Source organism: Pseudomonas frederiksbergensis, from assembly GCF_003732275.1.
Taxonomy (GTDB): Bacteria; Pseudomonadota; Gammaproteobacteria; order Pseudomonadales; family Pseudomonadaceae; genus Aquipseudomonas; species Aquipseudomonas frederiksbergensis_H.
The window spans coordinates 39,013-57,761 of the sequence record NZ_MOBM01000010.1 but is presented as its reverse complement, the minus strand read 5'-3'; the positions used below and the strand labels follow the sequence as shown (position 1 = coordinate 57,761).

Annotated in this window: 13 protein-coding genes; 10 read left to right on the top strand and 3 right to left on the bottom strand. The window is 61.3% G+C overall.

Annotated elements, in window-relative coordinates:
• Positions 1-65 precede the first annotated feature (65 nt).
• Positions 66-548: a sigma-70 family RNA polymerase sigma factor gene (locus BK662_RS06990; protein ID WP_123357464.1), complete on the bottom strand. Its 483-nt coding sequence runs from the start codon at positions 546-548 to the stop codon at positions 66-68.
• Between the two features lie 291 nt (positions 549-839).
• Between BK662_RS06990 and BK662_RS06985 the strand changes: the two genes are divergently transcribed.
• From BK662_RS06985 to BK662_RS06975, 3 genes are read left to right on the top strand one after another with little or no spacing between them, the layout of a single operon-like run.
• Entirely contained in the window at positions 840-2,000 is a 1,161-nt protein-coding gene (locus BK662_RS06985) for an efflux RND transporter periplasmic adaptor subunit (protein ID WP_123357463.1), read from the top strand.
• Positions 2,001-3,974 (top strand): MacB family efflux pump subunit, encoded by a 1,974-nt coding sequence (locus tag BK662_RS06980; RefSeq protein WP_123357462.1) that lies wholly within the window; start codon positions 2,001-2,003, stop codon positions 3,972-3,974.
• Between the two features lie 7 nt (positions 3,975-3,981).
• Positions 3,982-5,376 (top strand): efflux transporter outer membrane subunit, encoded by a 1,395-nt coding sequence (locus BK662_RS06975; RefSeq protein WP_123357461.1) that lies wholly within the window; start codon positions 3,982-3,984, stop codon positions 5,374-5,376.
• Between the two features lie 140 nt (positions 5,377-5,516).
• Here BK662_RS06975 and pvdP read toward each other — a convergent pair whose 3' ends face one another.
• Positions 5,517-7,142, bottom strand: coding sequence for a pyoverdine maturation tyrosinase PvdP (gene pvdP, locus BK662_RS06970; protein WP_123357460.1), 1,626 nt, complete (start codon positions 7,140-7,142; stop codon positions 5,517-5,519).
• Positions 7,143-7,454: 312 nt separating this feature from the next.
• Between pvdP and pvdM the strand changes: the two genes are divergently transcribed.
• The 7 genes from pvdM to BK662_RS06930 all read left to right on the top strand — a co-directional run bounded on the left by pvdM (position 7,455) and on the right by BK662_RS06930 (position 17,612).
• Positions 7,455-8,825, top strand: coding sequence for a pyoverdine-tailoring dipeptidase-like protein PvdM (pvdM, locus tag BK662_RS06965; protein WP_123357459.1), 1,371 nt, complete (start codon positions 7,455-7,457; stop codon positions 8,823-8,825).
• Positions 8,822-10,108, top strand: coding sequence for a pyoverdine-tailoring periplasmic protein PvdN (gene pvdN, locus BK662_RS06960; protein ID WP_123357458.1), 1,287 nt, complete (start codon positions 8,822-8,824; stop codon positions 10,106-10,108). Before pvdM ends, pvdN begins: the two co-directional genes overlap by 4 nt.
• 253 nt (positions 10,109-10,361) lie before the next feature.
• Positions 10,362-11,249: a dihydropyoverdine dehydrogenase gene (gene pvdO / locus BK662_RS06955; protein WP_123357457.1), complete on the top strand. Its 888-nt coding sequence runs from the start codon at positions 10,362-10,364 to the stop codon at positions 11,247-11,249.
• A gap of 272 nt (positions 11,250-11,521) precedes the next feature.
• On the top strand, positions 11,522-13,171 hold the full coding sequence (locus tag BK662_RS06950; RefSeq protein WP_123357456.1) for a cyclic peptide export ABC transporter: 1,650 nt from the start codon (positions 11,522-11,524) through the stop codon (positions 13,169-13,171).
• Positions 13,172-13,285: 114 nt separating this feature from the next.
• Positions 13,286-15,766, top strand: coding sequence for a TonB-dependent siderophore receptor (locus BK662_RS06945; protein ID WP_123357455.1), 2,481 nt, complete (start codon positions 13,286-13,288; stop codon positions 15,764-15,766).
• 323 nt (positions 15,767-16,089) lie between these two features.
• Entirely contained in the window at positions 16,090-16,671 is a 582-nt protein-coding gene (locus tag BK662_RS06940) for a nucleotidyltransferase family protein (RefSeq protein WP_123357454.1), read from the top strand.
• A gap of 581 nt (positions 16,672-17,252) precedes the next feature.
• Entirely contained in the window at positions 17,253-17,612 is a 360-nt protein-coding gene (locus BK662_RS06930; RefSeq protein WP_123357452.1) for a DUF6124 family protein, read from the top strand.
• A 160-nt stretch (positions 17,613-17,772) separates the two neighbouring features.
• Here BK662_RS06930 and BK662_RS06925 read toward each other — a convergent pair whose 3' ends face one another.
• A complete protein-coding gene (locus BK662_RS06925) occupies positions 17,773-18,729 on the bottom strand; it encodes an alpha/beta hydrolase (RefSeq protein WP_123357451.1) in 957 nt (318 codons plus the stop codon).
• Positions 18,730-18,749: the final 20 nt, after the last annotated feature.

Sequence of the window (18,749 nt, the reverse complement as noted above, 5' to 3'; positions counted from 1 at the left end):
GTGCGGCAGCAGATCGTCTGTTGAATAGGAACGAGGACAATGAAAAAAAATTTAACGAGGCCTGATCAGGGAGCGTCCCACTGGCGCATTCGCACCCGGCAATGTTTCATGGCATTGACGATGTGCTTTTCCACCAGCGCCCGGGAAATACCCAGCTGCTCGGCGATTTCCGGGTGCGACAAGCCATCGATCTTGCGCAGAAGAAAACTCTCGCGACACAGCCTTGGCAATTCCGCCAGCGCGCGCTGGAGCATGTCCAGGCGATGGCCGTGATCGAGGCTGTTGTGGGGGGATGGCGTGAAGTAGCGCTCTTCGCTGTCGAGCACGTCCAGGGATTCGACCTGCCGCAAGGCATTGCGTCGGTGGTCGTCGATCACCAGATTGAGCGCGGTGCGATAAAGAAACGCCCGGGGTTGTTCGATCGGCGTCTCACTGGAACGCTCCAGTACCCGCAGATAAGCGTCATGCACCACATCTTCGGCCACCTGACGGTTGCCTAGCTTGGCGTTCAGGAAACACACCAGCTCGCGATAGTAGTTTTCCAACATGACTCCCAGTCCTTGAGCCAGATCTGCGCCATAAAAGAGATGGCGGCACGATGATGGCAGCGCGCAAGAGGCGTAATTTATAGTAATTCTCATATAGATTTAAAGCACTGGATCCATTTACCTGAGAAATAACCTCATTTGCCGACCTGCATCCAGGCTTAAATTCTGCTCCGGGGTTCTCGTTTACAGGACAGCTTCCCGTGTCTGTCGGTCCACCGACAGCGTTCAGCGGCGCGGATCACCGCCGCGATCGCCGAGCGACGGGCCGATTTTCACCGGCTGGAACCCCGCATGAAACGTCCCCGCCCCACCCGACGCGCCCTGTTTGCCGCTCTGTGCCTGATTCCCGCCGTGGCCCTGGCCGCCTGGCAAGTGATCCCGCCGGGGCGTGAGAAACTCGCCACCGCCGCCGTGACCCGCGCCGATATCGAAAACAGCGTAACCGCCCTCGGCACCCTGCAACCGCGACGTTACGTCGACGTCGGCGCCCAGGCGTCCGGGCAGATCCAGAAGATTCATGTCGAGGCCGGCGATCAGATCAAGGAAGGCCAATTACTGGTGGAGATCGACCCCTCGACCCAGAAAGCCAAACTCGACGCCGGGCGCTTTTCCATCGACAACCTCAAGGCCCAACTACAAGAGCAGCGCGCCCAGCACGACCTGGCGCAGCAAAAGTACCACCGCCAACAGAACCTCAAGGCCGGCGGCGCGACCCGTGAAGAAGATGTGCAGACAGCCCGCGCCGAAGTGCGGGCGACCCAAGCGCGCATCGACATGTTCCAGGCGCAGATTCGTCAAGCCCAGGCCAGTTTGCGCAGCGATGAAGCGGAGCTGGGTTACACACGGATCTACGCGCCGATGTCCGGCACGGTGGTCGCCGTCGGCGCCCGGGAAGGTCAGACGCTCAACGCCCAACAACAGACGCCGCTGATATTGCGCATCGCCCGGTTGTCACCGATGACCGTATGGGCCGAGGTGTCCGAGGCCGATATCGGCCAGGTCAAACCCGGCATGACCGCCTGGTTCACCACCCTCAGCGGTGGCAACCGGCGCTGGAGCAGCACCGTGCGGCAGATTTTGCCGGTGCCGCCGCGCCCGCTCGAACAGACGCAGGGCAGCCCCACCAGCGGTCGCAGTGGCAGCGAACGAGTCGTGCTCTACACCGTGCTGCTGGATGTCGACAACGCCGACAACGCCTTGATGACCGACATGACCGCCCAGGTATTTTTCGTCGCCCAGCAGGCGCAGAACGTGCTGACGGTGCCCTCCGCGGCCCTGCAAAACGGCACCGCGGCGGATCGTCAAGTGGCGCAAGTGGTGGCAGCTAACGGCGAGGTTCAGCGCCGCGAGGTTCGCACCGGGATCAGCGACCGGTTACGCACGCAGATTCTCGACGGACTGGCGGAAGGCGATCACGTGCTGAGCGCTCCGCTCACCGGCAGCGGAGGCTGAATGCAAACGCCCCTGATTGACCTGCGACAGATCCGCAAAGCCTACGGCGGCGGCGACAGCCCCTTGGTGGAGGTGCTGCGCGGCATCGACCTGTCGATCCACGCCGGCGAATTTGTCGCCATCGTCGGCGCCTCCGGTTCCGGCAAATCGACCCTGATGAACATCCTCGGCTGCCTCGACCGCCCTACCAGCGGCGACTACCTGTTCGCCGGGGAAAACGTCGCCGGCCTGGGCAGTGATGAACTGGCGTGGCTACGGCGTGAGGCCTTCGGCTTCGTGTTTCAGGGTTACCACCTGATCCCGTCCGGATCGGCCCAGGAAAATGTCGAGATGCCGGCCATCTATGCCGGCACTCCGGCGGACGAACGCCATGCCCGCGCGGGGGCCCTGCTCGAGCGCCTCGGCCTGGGTTCGCGCACCGGCAACCGTCCACATCAGCTCTCCGGTGGCCAGCAGCAGCGGGTGTCGATCGCCCGGGCCTTGATGAACGGCGGCCACATCATCCTCGCCGACGAACCCACCGGTGCCCTCGACAGCCACAGCGGCGCCGAAGTCATGAGCCTGCTCGACGAACTGGCCAGTCAGGGGCATGTGGTGATCCTGATCACCCATGACCGCGAAGTGGCCAGACGCGCCAACCGGGTCATCGAAATCCGCGACGGCCTGATCATCAGCGACACCGCCACCAATCCCACGGCCGCCCCGCGTATGGCCCGCCCCGGCGCGCTGCAAGCCGTGGACCTGCGCCAGCGCCTGAGTGCCGGCAGCGAAGCCAATGACGCCTGGAAAGGCGAACTGGTGGACGCGATTCAGGCGGCCTGGCGCGTGATGTGGATCAACCGCTTCCGCACCGCCCTGACACTGTTGGGGATTGTCATTGGCGTCGCGTCGGTGGTGGTGATGCTGGCGGTGGGCGAAGGCAGCAAGCGGCAAGTAATGGCGCAGATGGGCGCCTTCGGTTCCAACATCATTTACCTCAGCGGCGCCGCGCCCAATCCGCGTACCCCGCCCGGGATCATTACCCTCAATGACGTCGCCGCGCTCGCCAACCTGCCTCAGGTACAGCGGATCATGCCGGTTAACGGCTCGACGGCCGGCGTGCGTTTCGGCAACGCCGATCACACCGCCTATGTGGGCGGCAACGACACCAACTTCCCGAGCATCTTCAATTGGCCGGTGGTTCAGGGCAGCTATTTCACCCAGGCCGATGAAGACAGCGCCGCCGCAGTCGCGGTGATCGGCCACAAGGTCCGGGAGAAGCTGTTCAAAGACCTGGCCAACCCGATCGGCCAGTACATCCTGATCGAAAACGTGCCGTTTCAGGTGCTCGGCGTGCTGGTCGAAAAAGGCTCCAGTTCCGGCGACTCCGACAGCGACAATCGCATCGCCGTGCCCTACTCGGCCGCCAGCGTGCGTCTGTTTGGCAGCCGCAACCCCGAGTATGTGGTGATCGCCGCCAAGGACGCGCGCAAGGTCAAGGAGGCCGAGCAGGCGATCGAACAAACGATGCTGCGCGAGCACAAGGGCAAGCGTGATTTCGAACTGACCAACAACGCCGCCATGATCCAGGCCGAGGCCCGCACCCAGGGCACGCTGTCATTGATGCTCGGTTCGATTGCGGCGATTTCGTTGCTGGTCGGCGGCATCGGCGTCATGAACATCATGCTGATGACCGTGCGTGAACGCACCCGGGAAATCGGTATTCGCATGGCCACCGGCGCCCGTCAGCGCGACATCCTGCGCCAGTTTCTCACCGAGGCAGTCATGCTCTCGGTGGTCGGTGGTGTCGCCGGGATCGGCCTGGCGCTGCTGGTCGGTGGCGTGTTGCTGCTGAGCAATGTCGCGGTCGCGTTCCAGTTGTTCGCCGTGCTCGGCGCCTTCGGCTGCGCCCTGGTCACCGGTGTCATCTTCGGCTTCATGCCTGCCCGCAAGGCTGCCCGGCTCGATCCGGTCACGGCCCTTACCAGTGAATGATCGACCTATGAAAGTGCACCTGACCCTTCTGGCCGCCAGCCTGTTGCTGGCCGCCTGCAGCACCCCTGCGCCGCCCCCCGACAGCGGCTTGCAACCACCCGCCGCCTGGCAATCGCCGAACACCGCGGCCGCTGCACACAGCAATCGGCAATGGTGGATGCAGTTCGGCAGCCCACAACTGAATCGCCTGATCGAACAGGCCAGCGTGGGCAGCCATGACCTGGCTGCCGCCGTCGCCCGGGTGCAGCAGGCCCAAGCCAGCGCCACCATCGCCGGCGCCCCGTTGTTGCCCGAACTCAAGGCTGGCCTCAACGCCAATCGCCAACGCTTGCTGCATGGCAAGGGGTACAGCCAACTGGATGTCAGCCCTGATAATCGCTCGCTGAATTATTACGATGCAGAACTGAGCACCAGTTACGAAATCGATTTCTGGGGCGGCAAACGGGCGGCCCGGGACAGCGCCCTGCTCGGCTTGCAGGCCAGCGAGTTCGATCGGGCTACCGTGGAACTGACCTTGCAAAGCGGCGTGGCCAACAGCTACACCCAAGCCTTGTCATTGCGTGAACAGCAGCGGATCGCCGAGCTGAACCTGGCCAACGCCCAAAGCGTGCTGCGATTGGTGCAGACCCGTTATGACGCCGGCAGCGCCACCGCGCTGGAACTGGCCCAGCAAAAAAGCCTGGTGGCCGAACAGCAACGCAAACTGCCGCTGGTGCAGCAACAGACCCAGGAAGCTAGGATCACCCTCGCCGCCCTGCTCGGCCAACCGGTGCAGGCGCTGACGCTGACGGAGCAGCCGTTCGATCAATTGCACTGGCCGGAGATTGCCAGCGGCGTGCCCAGTGAGCTGTTGAGCCGCCGCCCGGACATCGCCAGCGCCGAGGCCAAACTCGCCGCCGCCCAAGCCGATGTAACTGTCACCCGCGCGGCGATGCTGCCCACCCTGACGCTTACCGCCAGCCTGGGCACCGGTGCCGACCTGGCTTCGGATCTGCTGCGCACGACTTTTTACAACCTGTCCTCGGGGCTGGTGGCGCCGGTCTTCAACAATGGTCGCCTCAGCGCCACCCGCGACAAAGCCACGGCACGCCAACAGGAACTGCTGGAAACCTATCGCGGGGTAATCATCAATGGCTTCGCCGATGTGGAAAAAGCCCTCAACAGCATTCACGGGCTGGACGAACAACGTCAGTGGCAAGGGGAGGAACTGAGCCAGGCACAGACCGCTTTCGACATCGCCCAGAGCCGCTACCAGGCCGGCGCCGAAGACCTGCTCACGGTGCTGCAAACCCAGCGCACGCTGTATGCCGCCCAGGATATGAATGTGCAGCTGAGATTGTCGCGGTTGCAGGCCAGTATTGCGCTGTACAAGGCGCTGGGTGGGGGGTGGCAAATCCTCTAGCTCAGTGTGAGCATTGAGATCGCTATCGCGAGCAGGCTCGCTCCCACAGTAGATCTTCAGTGAACACAAATTCTGTGTACTACAAAGATCCAGTGTGGGAGCGAGCCTGCTCGCGAAGAACGATAACGCGGTCTATCTGCTTAAACCGGCCATCCCTTGACCTTCAAATGCCGCGCATACCACGGCCGCCGCGGCACTTTGCGCAACAGCTCACTCATGTTGTCTTCATCGCCAAACGTGATGCGCAACGCCAGCTTCATGGTTTCGGGGTCCATTTCCACCGAGCGCCCCGTTTGCAGGCCTGGGGTCGTGCTGCAACCGTGGGTGTCCGGCCCGAGCCACGGATCACCCACTTCCACCCAGCGCCCCGGTGCAAACCACGGCACGCCGTTGACCTCCAGGCGGTTCAGTTCGCCCGGGTGAAAACGCTCATGGGCGCGAAACCAGTCTTCGATTCGATCGTCGATCCAGCCGTGGAAACGCCAGAACACCGGGTTGACGTGAGAGGAAAACGGATCGCCGAGAAAATCGTTTTCCGGGGCATACCAGCGCGCCGCAAAGTCGGCCTGATCCCGGGCCATCGGCACCGGTATCTCGTTGGACGGATCCCGTGCCACCGACGCCCAGCGCATGTGCAGCCAGTCGTGCAGGCCCAGCTCGACCTCCGAGCCAAACTGGCCGAGGGTCAATTTCGACAAGTAACGCGGATCGCGGTACTGCGACTCCCAGACTTGGAAGTTGCTGTGATAGGTCTCTGCGGCTTTGATGTCACTGACCCACTTGGTGTACTCGTCGTCGCCTTCGGTCAACCAGGTCGGCGGCAAGGCATTGCCATCGTGATTGTCGAAATAGCGCGCGAAGCCCTGGCGATCACGCTCGAGTTCCGGCTGCGGCAAGGGGAACGCCGGCCATGAAGGCAGATCCTGCATGGACCGGGCGATGCCGAGCATGTGCCGGTGCATGAAGAAGAAATCGATGCCCGAACCGTTGCGGTCCTTGCGCGGCCCGCGGGCATCACGCTCCTTGTCCCGTGGGCCGGGTTGCCAGCCGATACCGCGCAACGCCTCGCGTTTTTTCTCCGAGAGCTTGTGCCATTTGTCCCGGGACGCGTGCCAGAGCTGATGAAACAATCGATGCTCGGGGGACACCAGCCACGCCAGAAACGCAGGGTTGAGGGCGGTTCGCTCCCGCGCTTCGGGAAACCGGCGCTTGATGGCGATAAAGCGGTTGTCGAGTTCGGGCAAACCCAACGGGCGATTCAGGCTCAGCACCTGGCCGCTGAACGTGCCGCTGCCGGCGTTGCCGAAAGCGGCCCAAACCTCATCAAGCTTAGCTTTGAACTCATACACCGGCGCCACCAGCGGGGCGTCGGTGCGCATCAGTCGCCAGTACAGTTCGGCGCCAGTGGCCGGTGCCAGATCGCCGATAACCTGATAGCGCGACTGGTCTTCCCCGCGCAGGTGAGTGCCGGTGTCCAGGTAACCGCGCAACCCGCGCCCGCGATGAGCGATGTCGAGAAACAACTCCAGCCCGTCCTGCGGCAAGCCATCAAGCCCGGCATCGCTGCCGACAAAACGAATGTCCCAGATTCCGCGCAAGCTGTCGGCCAGTTGCTGCCCGGCGGTGCTGGCCAGGTCGACCGTAGCCTCCCCCGGCGTGATCGGTTCCTTTTCCCGGGTCAGCTCGCGATGTGCATAAAAAGCGGCAGGCACCGCAGCGCTCGTGAGCGCCAGGCCCGCCATGAACCAGCGTCGAGAAATCGTCATTGCCCTACCTGTGTCAGCCATGAAAGCAGGCTTTATCCAAGCTAGAACGTTCGTTGCCTCTACAAATTTATGGGGCCTCAAAGATCGCAGGCGCCTAAATCTGAAATGCGATCCCCCGTAGGAGCTGCCGCAGGCTGCGATCTTTTGATCTTGCTCTCCGGCGGCCCCGAAAAGATCGCAGGCTGCGCCAGCTCCTACATTTGAAATGAGATCTTTCGGGGCCACCTAAATTCCTGTGCCGGTCACTCGTTCCTCCCAGATAGCAAAGGCCCCTGCGCCTGCACCGGGGCGGCGAACCTGACTGAGATGGCGATGACAAAAACACGTTCGAAGAAAGCTCTGTACCTCGGCCTGCCACTGGCCTTGGCCATCAGTGCCGGCGCAGGCTGGCTGGTCTGGGATTACGGGTTCAAGGACAACCCCGGCTACCCGGTCAAGGTCATGAAACAGGCCACAGAACTGCAGGAGCGGATCCTGTCCTTCGACAGCCACATCACCGTCCCCCTGGGTTTCGGCGCCCACGGCAACGAGGCCGACAAGGACGGTTCCGGCCAGTTCGACCTGATCAAGGCCAACCGTGGGCGACTGTCCGGCGCGGCCCTGACAGTCTTCGGCTGGCCAGAAATGTGGAACGGCCCGAACGCGCCGCACAGGCCCACCGACGGTTTCGTCGAAGAAGCACGCAACCAGCAGGAAGTGCGCTACAATATCATCTCCGGCCTGGTGCGCGATTTTCCCAATCAGGTCGGCATCGCCTACACCCCCGACGACTTCCGGCGCCTGCACGGCGAAGGCAAGTTTGCGATTTTCATCAGCATGCTCAACGCCTACCCGCTGGGCAATGACCTGAGCAAACTGGACCTGTGGGCCGGCCGTGGCATGCGCATGTTCGGTTTCAGCTACATCGGCAACAACAGCTGGGCCGACTCATCACGACCACTGCCGTTTTTCAACGACTCCCCCGATGCCCTCGATGGGCTGTCGGACATCGGCAAACAAGCGGTGCAACGCCTGAACGATCTGGGTGTGATCATTGATGTGTCGCAGATGTCGACCAAAGGCCTGGAACAAGTGGCACAACTGAGTCGCACGCCGATGGTGGCCTCGCACTCGGCACCACGGGCCTCGGTGGACATCCCGCGCAACCTCAGTGACAAAGAGCTGCAGCTGATCAAGAACAGCGGTGGCGTGGTGCAGGTGGTCGGTTTCTCGCAATACCTCAAACCGTTGACCCAAGGCACACAGGACAAACTCAACGCCCTGCGCACGCGTTTCGATCTGCCACCATTGCCCAACCTGGCGATGGCGCTGATGCCCGGCGACCCGATCATTACCGCTTGGTCCGAACAGAAGCTCGGTCAATACGCCAGCGGTCTGTACGCCATTCTCGAAGACGAACCCAAGGCCACGCTCAAGGACCTCGGCGACGCCATCGATTACACCGTGCGCAAGGTCGGCATCGACCACGTCGGCATCGCTTCGGACTTCAACGACGGCGGCGGCATCAAGGGTTGGGAAAATGTTGGCGAGATCCGCAACGTCACCGCCGAACTGATCCAGCGCGGTTATTCCGAAGCCGATATCGCCAAGCTCTGGGGCGGTAACTTCCTGCGGGTCTGGGAACACGTGCAAAAAGCCGCGAAGCCCACGCTGATTTCTCGCCAGGAACCGGTCAAGCCATGAATGACCGTCGTACTTTTCTGAAACAGGCCGGAGTCCTCGCCGCCAGCCTGCCGTTGGGTGCCAGCCTCGGCCCCCAGGTCGCCGCCGCGCAGATGCAAACCCTGCCCCGGGACAAATGGGCGCAATTGCGTCAGTTGTTCGACCAGGACCCGAACTACATCCACTTCGCCAATTTTCTGGTGACCTCCCACCCCAAACCCGTGCGCGAGGCCATCGCCCGTCACCGCGCCGCTCTCGATCTGAATCCCGGGCTGGCTATGGACTGGGACCTGGGCGTGACCCACCAGCGCGAAGAAAACGTGCGGCTCTGGGCCGGTCGATATTTGCAGGCCAAACCGACACAGATCGCCCTCACCGGCAGCACCACCGAAGGCCTGGCGATGATTTATGGCGGTGTGCAGGTGCGCCCTGATCAGGAAATCCTCACCACGGTTCACGAGCACTATTCCACGAACAACATCCTGCGTTTTCGCAACCAGCGTGATGGCACCCGGGTGCGCAAGATTCAGTTGTTCGAGCAGCCACAGTCGATCTCGGCCGACCAGGTGCTGGATACCATCAACCGCCACATCCGCCCCGAGACCCGCGTGCTGGGCATTACCTGGGTGCATTCGGGCAGCGGCGTGAAGCTGCCGATCAGCGACATCGGCGCACTCGTCGATGAACACAATCGCCAGCGCGACGACCAGGACCGGATCGTTTACGTGGTCGATGGCGTGCATGGTTTCGGCGTCGAAGACCTGAGCTTCCCGGCGATGAACTGCGACTTCTTCATTGCCGGCACCCACAAATGGATGTTCGGCCCCCGCGGCACCGGCATCGTTTGCAGCCGCAGCGAAGAGCTCAAGTACGTCAGCCCGAGCGTGCCGACCTTCTCCGAAGCCACGACCTTTTCCACCACCATGTCCCCGGGCGGCTATCACGCGTTCGAACATCGTTGGGCCGTGGATGAAGCGTTCAAATTGCACCTGGAACTGGGCAAGGCCGACGTCCAGGCGCGCATCCATCAGCTCAACAGCTACCTGAAACAACGATTGCAGGAGCAGCCGGGCGTCGAACTGGTCACCCCGGTCGATCCGAGGTTTTCGGCGGGGTTCAGCTTCTTCCGGGTCAAGGGTCAGGACGGCGATGCCGTGGCCGCTCACCTGATGCAAAACCGGATTGTCAGCGATGCGGTCAGCCGCGACGTCGGCCCGGTGATCCGCGCCGCGCCGGGCCTGCTCAATACCGAAGCCGAGGTGGACCGCTTCATCGACGTGCTGGGCAAAAAGCGCTCCGCGTGAACCCTTGCTGCGAGGCCAATGCAATTCACTTAAGAGCGTCTTGAGTCAGATAAACCTGTGGCGAGGGAGCTTGCTCCCGCTTGAGTGCGTAGCACTCACAAAAACCGGCAATGACTGCCAGATTTTTGGGGCCGCTACGCAGCCCAGCGCGAGCAAGCTCGCTCGCCACAAAAGGCAGGCATGACTGATGAGCGCGCTTTAAGTGAACAGCTTTGCGCTGCGAGGCACCGTTTTCCTTTAACCGAGACGACTTATGAAAACGCTCCATATGCCCTCTTCCCTGCGAACATTATCGGCCCTGGCACTGACCGCACTGCTCGGCGGTCTGCTGCCCGGCACCGCCCAGGCCGCGAACCCGCCTGCCCCCGGCAAGGTGTTCAAGGACTGCAAGGACTGTCCGGAGATGGTCGTGCTGCCCGCCGGCCGCTACACCATGGGCACGCCAGAGGATGAAGTCGGCCACCAGCCCGATGAAGGCCCGCTGCATGAAGTGACCTTCACCCGCCCTTTCGCCATCAGTCGCTTCCAGGTACTGGCCGGTGAATGGGACGCGTACGTGCGCGCCACCGGCAACACCCCCGCCGATTTTGATGATCGGCCAGGCCGGCGCTGCACGGCCGGCAAACCCAGCTTCAAACAGACCGCGCGCCACCCGGCCGTGTGCATGAACGTGGCCGAAGCCCAGGGCTACATTGCCTGGCTGTCGAAGAAAACCGGTCATGCCTATCGCATGCCCAGCGAGTCGATCCGTGAGTACGCCGCCCGCGCCGGCAGTACCGGGTCTTTCCCGTTTGCGTTCGATGAAGGCGCCGACTACCAGATCTCGAAAAACGCCAACACCTACGGCGCCGCCGACGGCTACAATTTCACCTCCCCGGCCGGCACCTTCCCGGCCAATGCCTTTGGCGTGTTCGACATGCACGGCAACGTTTATGAGTGGGTCGCCGACTGCTACCGCGAAGACTATGTCGGCGTGCCCAGCGACGGCAGCCCGTGGCTGGAGCAGAACTGCAAACGCCAGGTCATGCGCGGCAACGACTGGGGCGAAGCGCCGGTGTTTTCCCGCTCCGGCAATCGCAACAGCAGCCTGCCCACCAGCAGCGGCGACTGGCTGGGGTTTCGCGTAGTGCGTGAGCTCTGAATCCTTTGTGGCGAGGGGGCTGCCCTTGTGGGAGCGAGCCTGCTCGCGATGACGGCGGCACCTTCAACATCAATGTTGCCTGACCCACCGCTATCGCGAGCAGGCTCGCTCCCACAAGTTTGCGCGGCTTTAGCTACCAGCATTAGGTCAAGCCCCCTCACCACAGGTCTTCTGACTAACCGGCAATTACCTCTGCTGCCGTTTAAATAAAGTCCGCAACCATTCGTTTTCCTTAAGTACCGGCACTCCCTCCGTGTCGAAAGGAATCCTCCATGACCAAGCCAACGCATGGGGCGATCAACGAATTGTTCGCCCTGCTCAAGCCCTTCCGCCTGATTGTCTCTGTGTCCATCGTGCTCGGCATGATCGGTGGCCTGAGCGTCACCGTGTTGCTGGCGACCATCAACAATGCCCTGCACTCCGCCGATGGCCTGACCCGCACCGTGGTGATGATTTTCGCCGGGCTGTGCGTGCTGGCGCTGCTGACCACGATTGTGTCCGACATCGGCACCAACTACGTCGGGCAGCAAATCATCGCCAGGCTGCGCAAAGAGCTGGGGGAGAAAGTGCTGTCGGCGCCCATCGCCCAGATCGAGCGCTACCGTAGCCACCGGTTGATCCCGGTGCTGACCCATGACGTGGACACCATCAGCGATTTCGCCTTCGCCTTCGCGCCGTTGGCGATTTCCCTGACCGTCACCCTGGGTTGCCTCGGTTATCTGGCGATGCTGTCGTGGCCAATGTTTCTGATGATGCTGGTGGCCATCGCCATCGGCACCACCATCCAGGCCATCGCCCGGGCCAAGGGCATGCGCGGTTTCTATGCGGCGCGAGACTCCGAAGACGAGCTGCAAAAGCACTACAACGCCATCGCCGAAGGGGCCAAGGAACTGCGCATCCACCGCCCGCGGCGTCAGCGCATGTTCGTGTCCGGCATCCAGAAGACCGCCGAGAAAATCTGTGACACGCAGATTCGCTCGATCAATACCTTCGTCATTGCCAAGTCGTTCGGCTCGATGCTGTTCTTCGTGGTCATCGGCCTGGCGCTGGCCCTGCAATCGTTCTGGCCCAGTGCCGACAAGGCCGTGATGAGCGGTTTTGTATTGGTGCTGCTGTACATGAAAGGCCCCCTGGAACATTTGGTCAGCACGCTGCCAATCATCAGCCGGGCGCAGATTGCGTTTCGCCGGATCGCCGAGCTCAGCGAACAGTTTTCCTCCCCGGAACCACACCTGCTGCTGGAGGATCAGGGGTACAAACCCGGCCCGGTCCACAGCCTGGAACTGAGCAACGTGCGTTACGCCTTCCCGCCGGTGGAAGGCAGCGAGCCCTTCCGCCTCGGGCCGGTCAACCTGCGCATCGAACAAGGCGACATCGTATTCATCGTCGGTGAAAACGGCTGCGGCAAAACCACGCTGATCAAACTGTTGCTGGGCCTCTATGCGCCCACCGAAGGCGAGATCCGCGTGAACGACCAGCCGATCACCGCGCTCAACCGCGATGACTACCGGCAGAATTTCACCACGATATTTGCCGACTATTACCTGTTCGATGACCTGATCCAGGGCGACCGGCAAGTGCCGCAGGATGCCACGCGCTATCTCGAACGCCTGGAGATCGCGCACAAGGTCAGCGTGCGCGACGGCGCGTTCAGCACCACCGATCTTTCCACCGGCCAACGCAAACGCCTGGCGTTGGTCAACGCCTGGCTGGAAGAACGGCCGGTGCTGGTGTTCGATGAATGGGCGGCCGATCAGGACCCGACCTTCCGCCGCATTTTCTACACCGAACTGCTGCCCGACCTGAAGCGTCTGGGCAAAACCATCATCGTCATCTCCCACGATGACCGCTACTTCGACGTAGCTGATCAACTGGTGCGCATGGAGGCCGGCAAGGTCAAAAGCGAACTGCAACCCGCGTAATCGATCAGGCCGTGGCCGGTCGGAAGAATATTTTTTCCGGTTTGCCGCGGCCTCCTCGTCTTAATGAGATGAATAAGAACCATTACCAACTATACCTGCCAAGGTCTTAACCTCATGTCCGCATCCCGTTTCATGCTTCGACCTCTGACCCGCGCCCTGTTAATGAGCCGAACGACCCGCTCGCGCATGACGTCCACCGGCTTCGGCCTGGCGATGACCCTGGCCATGACGCCGTATGTCCAGGCTCAGGAATGGACCCTGAACATCCCGGCCCAGCCATTGGCTCAGGCGCTGCAGACCCTCGGTCAACAGACCAATCTGCAAATCATCTACAGCCCGGAGAGCATTCAGAACCTGCGGTCCAGTGCCCTCAACGGCCGCTATCAGGAAGATGATTCGCTCGGCGCGCTGCTCAAGGGCACCGGGATTCGCCATCAGCGCGACGGCAACACGGTCACGCTGCTGGCGCCGGCCACCGGCAATGCGATGGAACTGGCACCGACCAGCATCAACGGTCAGCGATTGGGCGCGACCACCGAAGGCAGCAACTCCTACACCACCGGGGCGGTGACCATTGGCAAGGGCGAGCACTCGCTCAAGGAAACCCCGCAGTCGGTCACCGTCATCACGCGCAAGATGCTCGATGACCAGAACCTGAACACCATCGAACAGGTCATGGAAAAGACCCCGGGCATCACCGTTTACGACTCGCCCATGGGCGGCAAGTATTTCTACTCCCGGGGTTTCCGCATGACCGGCCAGTACCAGTACGACGGCGTGCCGCTGGACATCGGCAGCAGCTATGTGCAGGCCGATGCCTTCAGCAGCGACATGGCGATCTATGATCGGGTCGAAGTGTTGCGCGGCGCGGCCGGGATGATGAAAGGCGCCGGAGGCACCGCGGGCGGCGTGAACTTCGTGCGCAAGCGCGGCCAGGACACCCCGCACACCCAACTGTCGTTGTCTGCCGGTACCTGGGACAACTACCGTGGTCAGGTCGACACCGGCGGCCCGCTGAACGACGCCGGCACCATCCGTGGCCGGGCCGTGGTGACCCAGCAGACCCGTCAGTATTTCTATGACGTGGGCGAACGCAGGGACCAGATCTACTACGGCGCGCTGGACTTCGACCTGAGCGACTACACCACCCTGGGCCTGGGCATGGCCTATGAAGACATCGATGCCACCCCATGCTGGGGCGGCCTGCCGCGTTACGCCGATGGCAGCGACCTGAAACTCTCACGCTCCACGTGCCTGAACACGGCCTGGAACAACCAGCGCAGCAAGCGGGCCACGTACTTCGGCGACTTGAAGCATGAGTTCAATGACAACTGGGCGCTGAAAGTTGCGGGTGTGTATTCGAAAAACACCCAGGACATGGAATACGCCTTCCCGAGCGGTTCGGTACCGGTAGGCGCCACCAGCTCCAGTACCCTGATGATCGGCAGCATCTTTGACTACGATCAGGTCGACTACGGCCTCGACGCTTATGTGGATGGCAAGTTCAACGCTTTCGGCCAAGAGCACGAGCTGATCGTCGGCGCCAACGCCAGCCGCTCCCACAAAGATGACTTCTTCGCCGTGGCCCTCCTGCCTCAAACTCAGAATGTGCTGAACCCCAACCATCACCTGCCCCAGCCGGATGAAAGTTTCTACCTGCCCAACGCCACCCGGGGTGGACCGGTGGACATGCGGATCAAGCAATACGGCGCCTACTCCATGGCACGCCTGAAACTGGCCGATCCGCTGACCTTCGTACTGGGCAGCCGCGTCAGCTGGTACAAGTCCGAAACCGACTCCGTCTCGTTCTGGCGCGGCGAAGGCACACCGATCAGTTCCGAGGCCAAGGAAACCGGGCAAGTCACCCCGTTTGCCGCCCTGCTGTTCGACATCAACGACAACCTGACCGTCTACACCAGCTACGCGGATATCTTCACCCCGCAAGGCAACTACAAGACCATCACCGGTTCGACCCTCAAGCCATTGATCGGTCAGAGCTATGAACTGGGGATCAAGGGCGAATGGTTCGACGGTCGCCTGAACAGCTCCTTCAACCTGTTCCGCACTATCCAGAAAGACGAAGCCCAGGATGACCCGGCCTGCCCGGACAGCACCTGCTCGCTGAACTCCGGCAAAGTGCGCGCCCAGGGCTTCGAAGCTGAAGTCAGCGGTGAAGTCATTGACCGCCTGCAATTGCTGGCCGGCTACACCTACACCCAGACCAAGGTGCTGGAAGACGCCGATGTCAGTCAGGACGGTGTGTCGTATAACTCGTATGTGCCGCGCCACCTGCTGCGCGTATGGGGCGACTATGCCCTCAGCGGTCCCCTGGAACGCGTCACCGTCGGTGCCGGCGTCAACGCCCAGAGCGGCAACTACCGCGTCTCGCCGACCAGCAACAACAACGTCACCCAGGCCGGCTTTGCGGTCTGGAACGGGCGCATCGGCTACCGCATCGACGACACCTGGTCCGTGGCGCTGAACGGCAACAACCTGTTCGACAAACGCTACTACGCCACGGTCGGTACCGAAGGTTTCGGTAACTTCTACGGCGAACCGCGCAACTTCGTGATGTCGGTCAAGGCTGACTTCTGATTGCAGCGCCAATGAAAACGCCCTGCAATTGCGGGGCGTTTTTTTGAGTGAGAAAAGGACGGTGGTTTAACTGAAAGTTCGAGGGTGTTCTAGCGGGCCTCTTCGCGAGCAAGCCCGCTCCCACAGGGGATCTTCGGTGAACACACTATTTGTGTACGGCTGAGATCTACTGTGGGAGCGGGCTTGCTCGCGAAGAGGCCCGTCCATCCACTACAAAATCCAAAGTGAGACTGCTAAACAAATGATGTTTCATCGACATCTCCTGCACACCATAAGATGTAGTGAGGAGAATCTTTCTACCCAACGATGGCTTGGAGGTGCCAGTGAATAACGCTTCAAGAATCCAGACAATCATTTCAGAAGACCCCGCTCGATGGCGCCTACTCCAGCTTGTTCATTCCTTGGGGTTGCCGGATTGTTGGGTCGGTGCAGGTTTTGTCCGGAACGCGGTTTGGGATTACTTGCACGGGCGCTACCCGTCCCCCATCTCGAGCGACGTCGACGTAATCTGGTTTGATCCATGTCACTGCACTCCCTCAGATGACAGGGCTTTAGAAGCAGCTCTGCGAGATCTGGACCCGACAGTCCTCTGGTCAGTAAAAAATCAGGCGAGAATGCATGTTCAGAACGGCGATAAGCCTTACATCTCCACTACGGATGCAATGCGTTACTGGCCAGAGACAGCAACGGCAATAGCCGTCAGATTGCGCGAAGGAAACACCTGTGAGGTCTCTGCCCCGTTGGGACTGGATGATCTTTTTAACCTGATCATCAGACCCACTTGGAGATTTACTGAAGAAAAAAAAGCGATGTACCAGGAGCGCTTGCAGTCCAAGGGGTGGACGACAGCGTGGCCTCTACTCAGGCAAGAACCTGGTCTGCCTACAGAGCTATTCGAGCTTTGAAAGATGACTTAACCAGATGCTTCGGGAAAGCGGGCACATTCGTTTATCCGGTGATTTCTGGGTTTGAGGGTGTTCTTTCGGGCCTCATCGCGAGCAGGCTCGCTCCCACAATTGATCTGCGGCGTTCGCAAAAAATGGATTCACCGCAGCTCCCCTGTGGGAGCGAGCCTGCTCGCGATGAGGCCGGTACAGCCACCACAAGGCTCAGTGTCAGACCGCTAAACAGGCGCTGTTTAAACGACACTTCCAGACACTCACTCAGGCTACACATCGTTGCGCTGTTGCCTACGACTACGCCAGAATCCGCCGGCTTGTGCGCCTTGGGGGCGGGCTCTATCGTTTCCGGGTCGCTGCCCAATCAGCGATCGGGTTTAGCAGCTCGGTAAATATCAAGGCACGCAGTGTCATCTCTCGATCAGCCGGCTACTTTTGCCTACGCTGGTCTGCGTTATGGTGACTGTGCGTGGGGCACTTCGGTGCGCCGGGTTCCTTGATCCCTGGTCTGCTAACCCGCGTACAGTCGCCACCCTTTCTCGTTTAGCAGCGACATGTGGCGACTCCATTGATCAAGGAGTTTTACCATGTTCAAACCAACACCAAATCCTCCGGAAACCGACGACGTTTCCCCCTACGAATCCCTCGATTCCAAAAAACTCCACGAAGCCGCCGACCGCGCCCTCGACCATTACCTCAAGCCGCCCATTCCCAAAGACACCGTGCGCAAACCCAGCACCATTTACCATGTCGGCGCCGAGGTCGATAACGAGACCCTGCTGGTCAACGCCTGTGAAACCCTGGCGTCAGCGAGCATGATGCTCAGTGAGTTCGCCGGGTTGATGGACATGCCACATCGCAACATGATGTTGGGGATTCAATCGGTGGTCATGCTTGGGGAGTTGGCCGTCAACCGGGTGCTGGATAACCTCGATCCGCGAGGCTAGCCAGAAAAAGCAAAAGATCGCAGCCTTCGCCAGCTCCTACGGGGATTTGTGTTCAACCGCGATATGGCGGCGAATACTGAACCTGTAGGAGCTGCCGAAGGCTGCGATCTTTTGATCTTGAAGCTCTATGGCAAAGGGACTTGTTGTGCAGTTTCTATGCTCAGCCCAAATGCCGAGCCAGCGCCCGACTCAAGCTTTCATGCACGCTCAGTACATCCGGCATGACCGACGCCAGCCTGAGCAAATCATGGGTCAAACCCGGGCAATGTTCGAGTTCGACACTCCCCCCCTGCGCGCGCAGTTTGTCGACGTAGGCCTGGCCTTCATCGAGCAACGGATCGAACCCGGCCAGCAGCACAATCGCCGGTGCCACACCGCGCAGGTCCTCAGCCAGCAACGGTGAGAAACGCCAGTCCAGCAGGTCTTCGGGGCTGCGGGCGTAGTGCTGGTAGAACCAGTCCAGTGTGTCGTTCTCCAGCAAATACCCTTCACTGAACAACAAACGCGAATCGTGGGTGCGCGAGGCATCAGTGACCGGATAACACAGCAGCTGCACCTTGGGGACGATGGCCACGGTGTTTGGTTGAACCACCGCTTGCAAAGCCAGCACCGTCGCCAATGTGGCACCGGCGCTGTCACCACCGAATGCAACGCGACCAGCGTCCAGCCCCAAGGCCAGCGCCTGTTCCGCCAGCCAGGACAAAGCGTCTTCACCGTCCTCCAGCGCTGTCGGGAAGCGGTGCTCCGGCGCCAGCCGATAGCCAACGGACAACACCGCGCACGGCGTACGTCGGCAGAATTCGCGGCAGACGCCGTCATGGGAGTCCAGGCTGCCCACTACAAAACCACCGCCATGGAAATACACCAGCACCGGCATCGGCGCCATCGCCCCGCTCGGCCGATATAAACGCAACGCCAGTGGCGCACCGTCCCGGGCCGTGGTGTTGACCTCCAGCACGTCAATATCCTGAGGAGCATCCCAACGCAATTGCGCGGTGGTGTGTTCGAAGATCGCCCGGGCCTCGACCGGTGTCAGTTGATGCAGCGCCGGCAGGCCTGCGTCCTGGCCGTCTTGCGCCAGGTCGAGGAAGGCTTCCAGATCAGGGTGTAACGACATCGAAAGAATCCTTATGTCCG

What these genes read in the sequence shown, in the direction of transcription:
- BK662_RS06925 (WP_123357451.1), bottom strand. Translation starts at nt 18,729, where the DNA reads ATGTCGTTACACCCTGATCTGGAAGCCTTCCTCGACCTGGCGCAAGAC.
- BK662_RS06945 (WP_123357455.1), top strand. Translation starts at nt 13,286, where the DNA reads ATGTCCGCATCCCGTTTCATGCTTCGACCTCTGACCCGCGCCCTGTTA.
- pvdN (WP_123357458.1), top strand. Translation starts at nt 8,822, where the DNA reads ATGAATGACCGTCGTACTTTTCTGAAACAGGCCGGAGTCCTCGCCGCC.
- pvdP (WP_123357460.1), bottom strand. Translation starts at nt 7,142, where the DNA reads ATGACGATTTCTCGACGCTGGTTCATGGCGGGCCTGGCGCTCACGAGC.
- BK662_RS06975 (WP_123357461.1), top strand. Translation starts at nt 3,982, where the DNA reads ATGAAAGTGCACCTGACCCTTCTGGCCGCCAGCCTGTTGCTGGCCGCC.
- BK662_RS06980 (WP_123357462.1), top strand. Translation starts at nt 2,001, where the DNA reads ATGCAAACGCCCCTGATTGACCTGCGACAGATCCGCAAAGCCTACGGC.
- BK662_RS06985 (WP_123357463.1), top strand. Translation starts at nt 840, where the DNA reads ATGAAACGTCCCCGCCCCACCCGACGCGCCCTGTTTGCCGCTCTGTGC.
- BK662_RS06930 (WP_123357452.1), top strand. Translation starts at nt 17,253, where the DNA reads ATGTTCAAACCAACACCAAATCCTCCGGAAACCGACGACGTTTCCCCC.
- BK662_RS06950 (WP_123357456.1), top strand. Translation starts at nt 11,522, where the DNA reads ATGACCAAGCCAACGCATGGGGCGATCAACGAATTGTTCGCCCTGCTC.
- pvdM (WP_123357459.1), top strand. Translation starts at nt 7,455, where the DNA reads ATGACAAAAACACGTTCGAAGAAAGCTCTGTACCTCGGCCTGCCACTG.
- BK662_RS06990 (WP_123357464.1), bottom strand. Translation starts at nt 548, where the DNA reads ATGTTGGAAAACTACTATCGCGAGCTGGTGTGTTTCCTGAACGCCAAG.
- pvdO (WP_123357457.1), top strand. Translation starts at nt 10,362, where the DNA reads ATGAAAACGCTCCATATGCCCTCTTCCCTGCGAACATTATCGGCCCTG.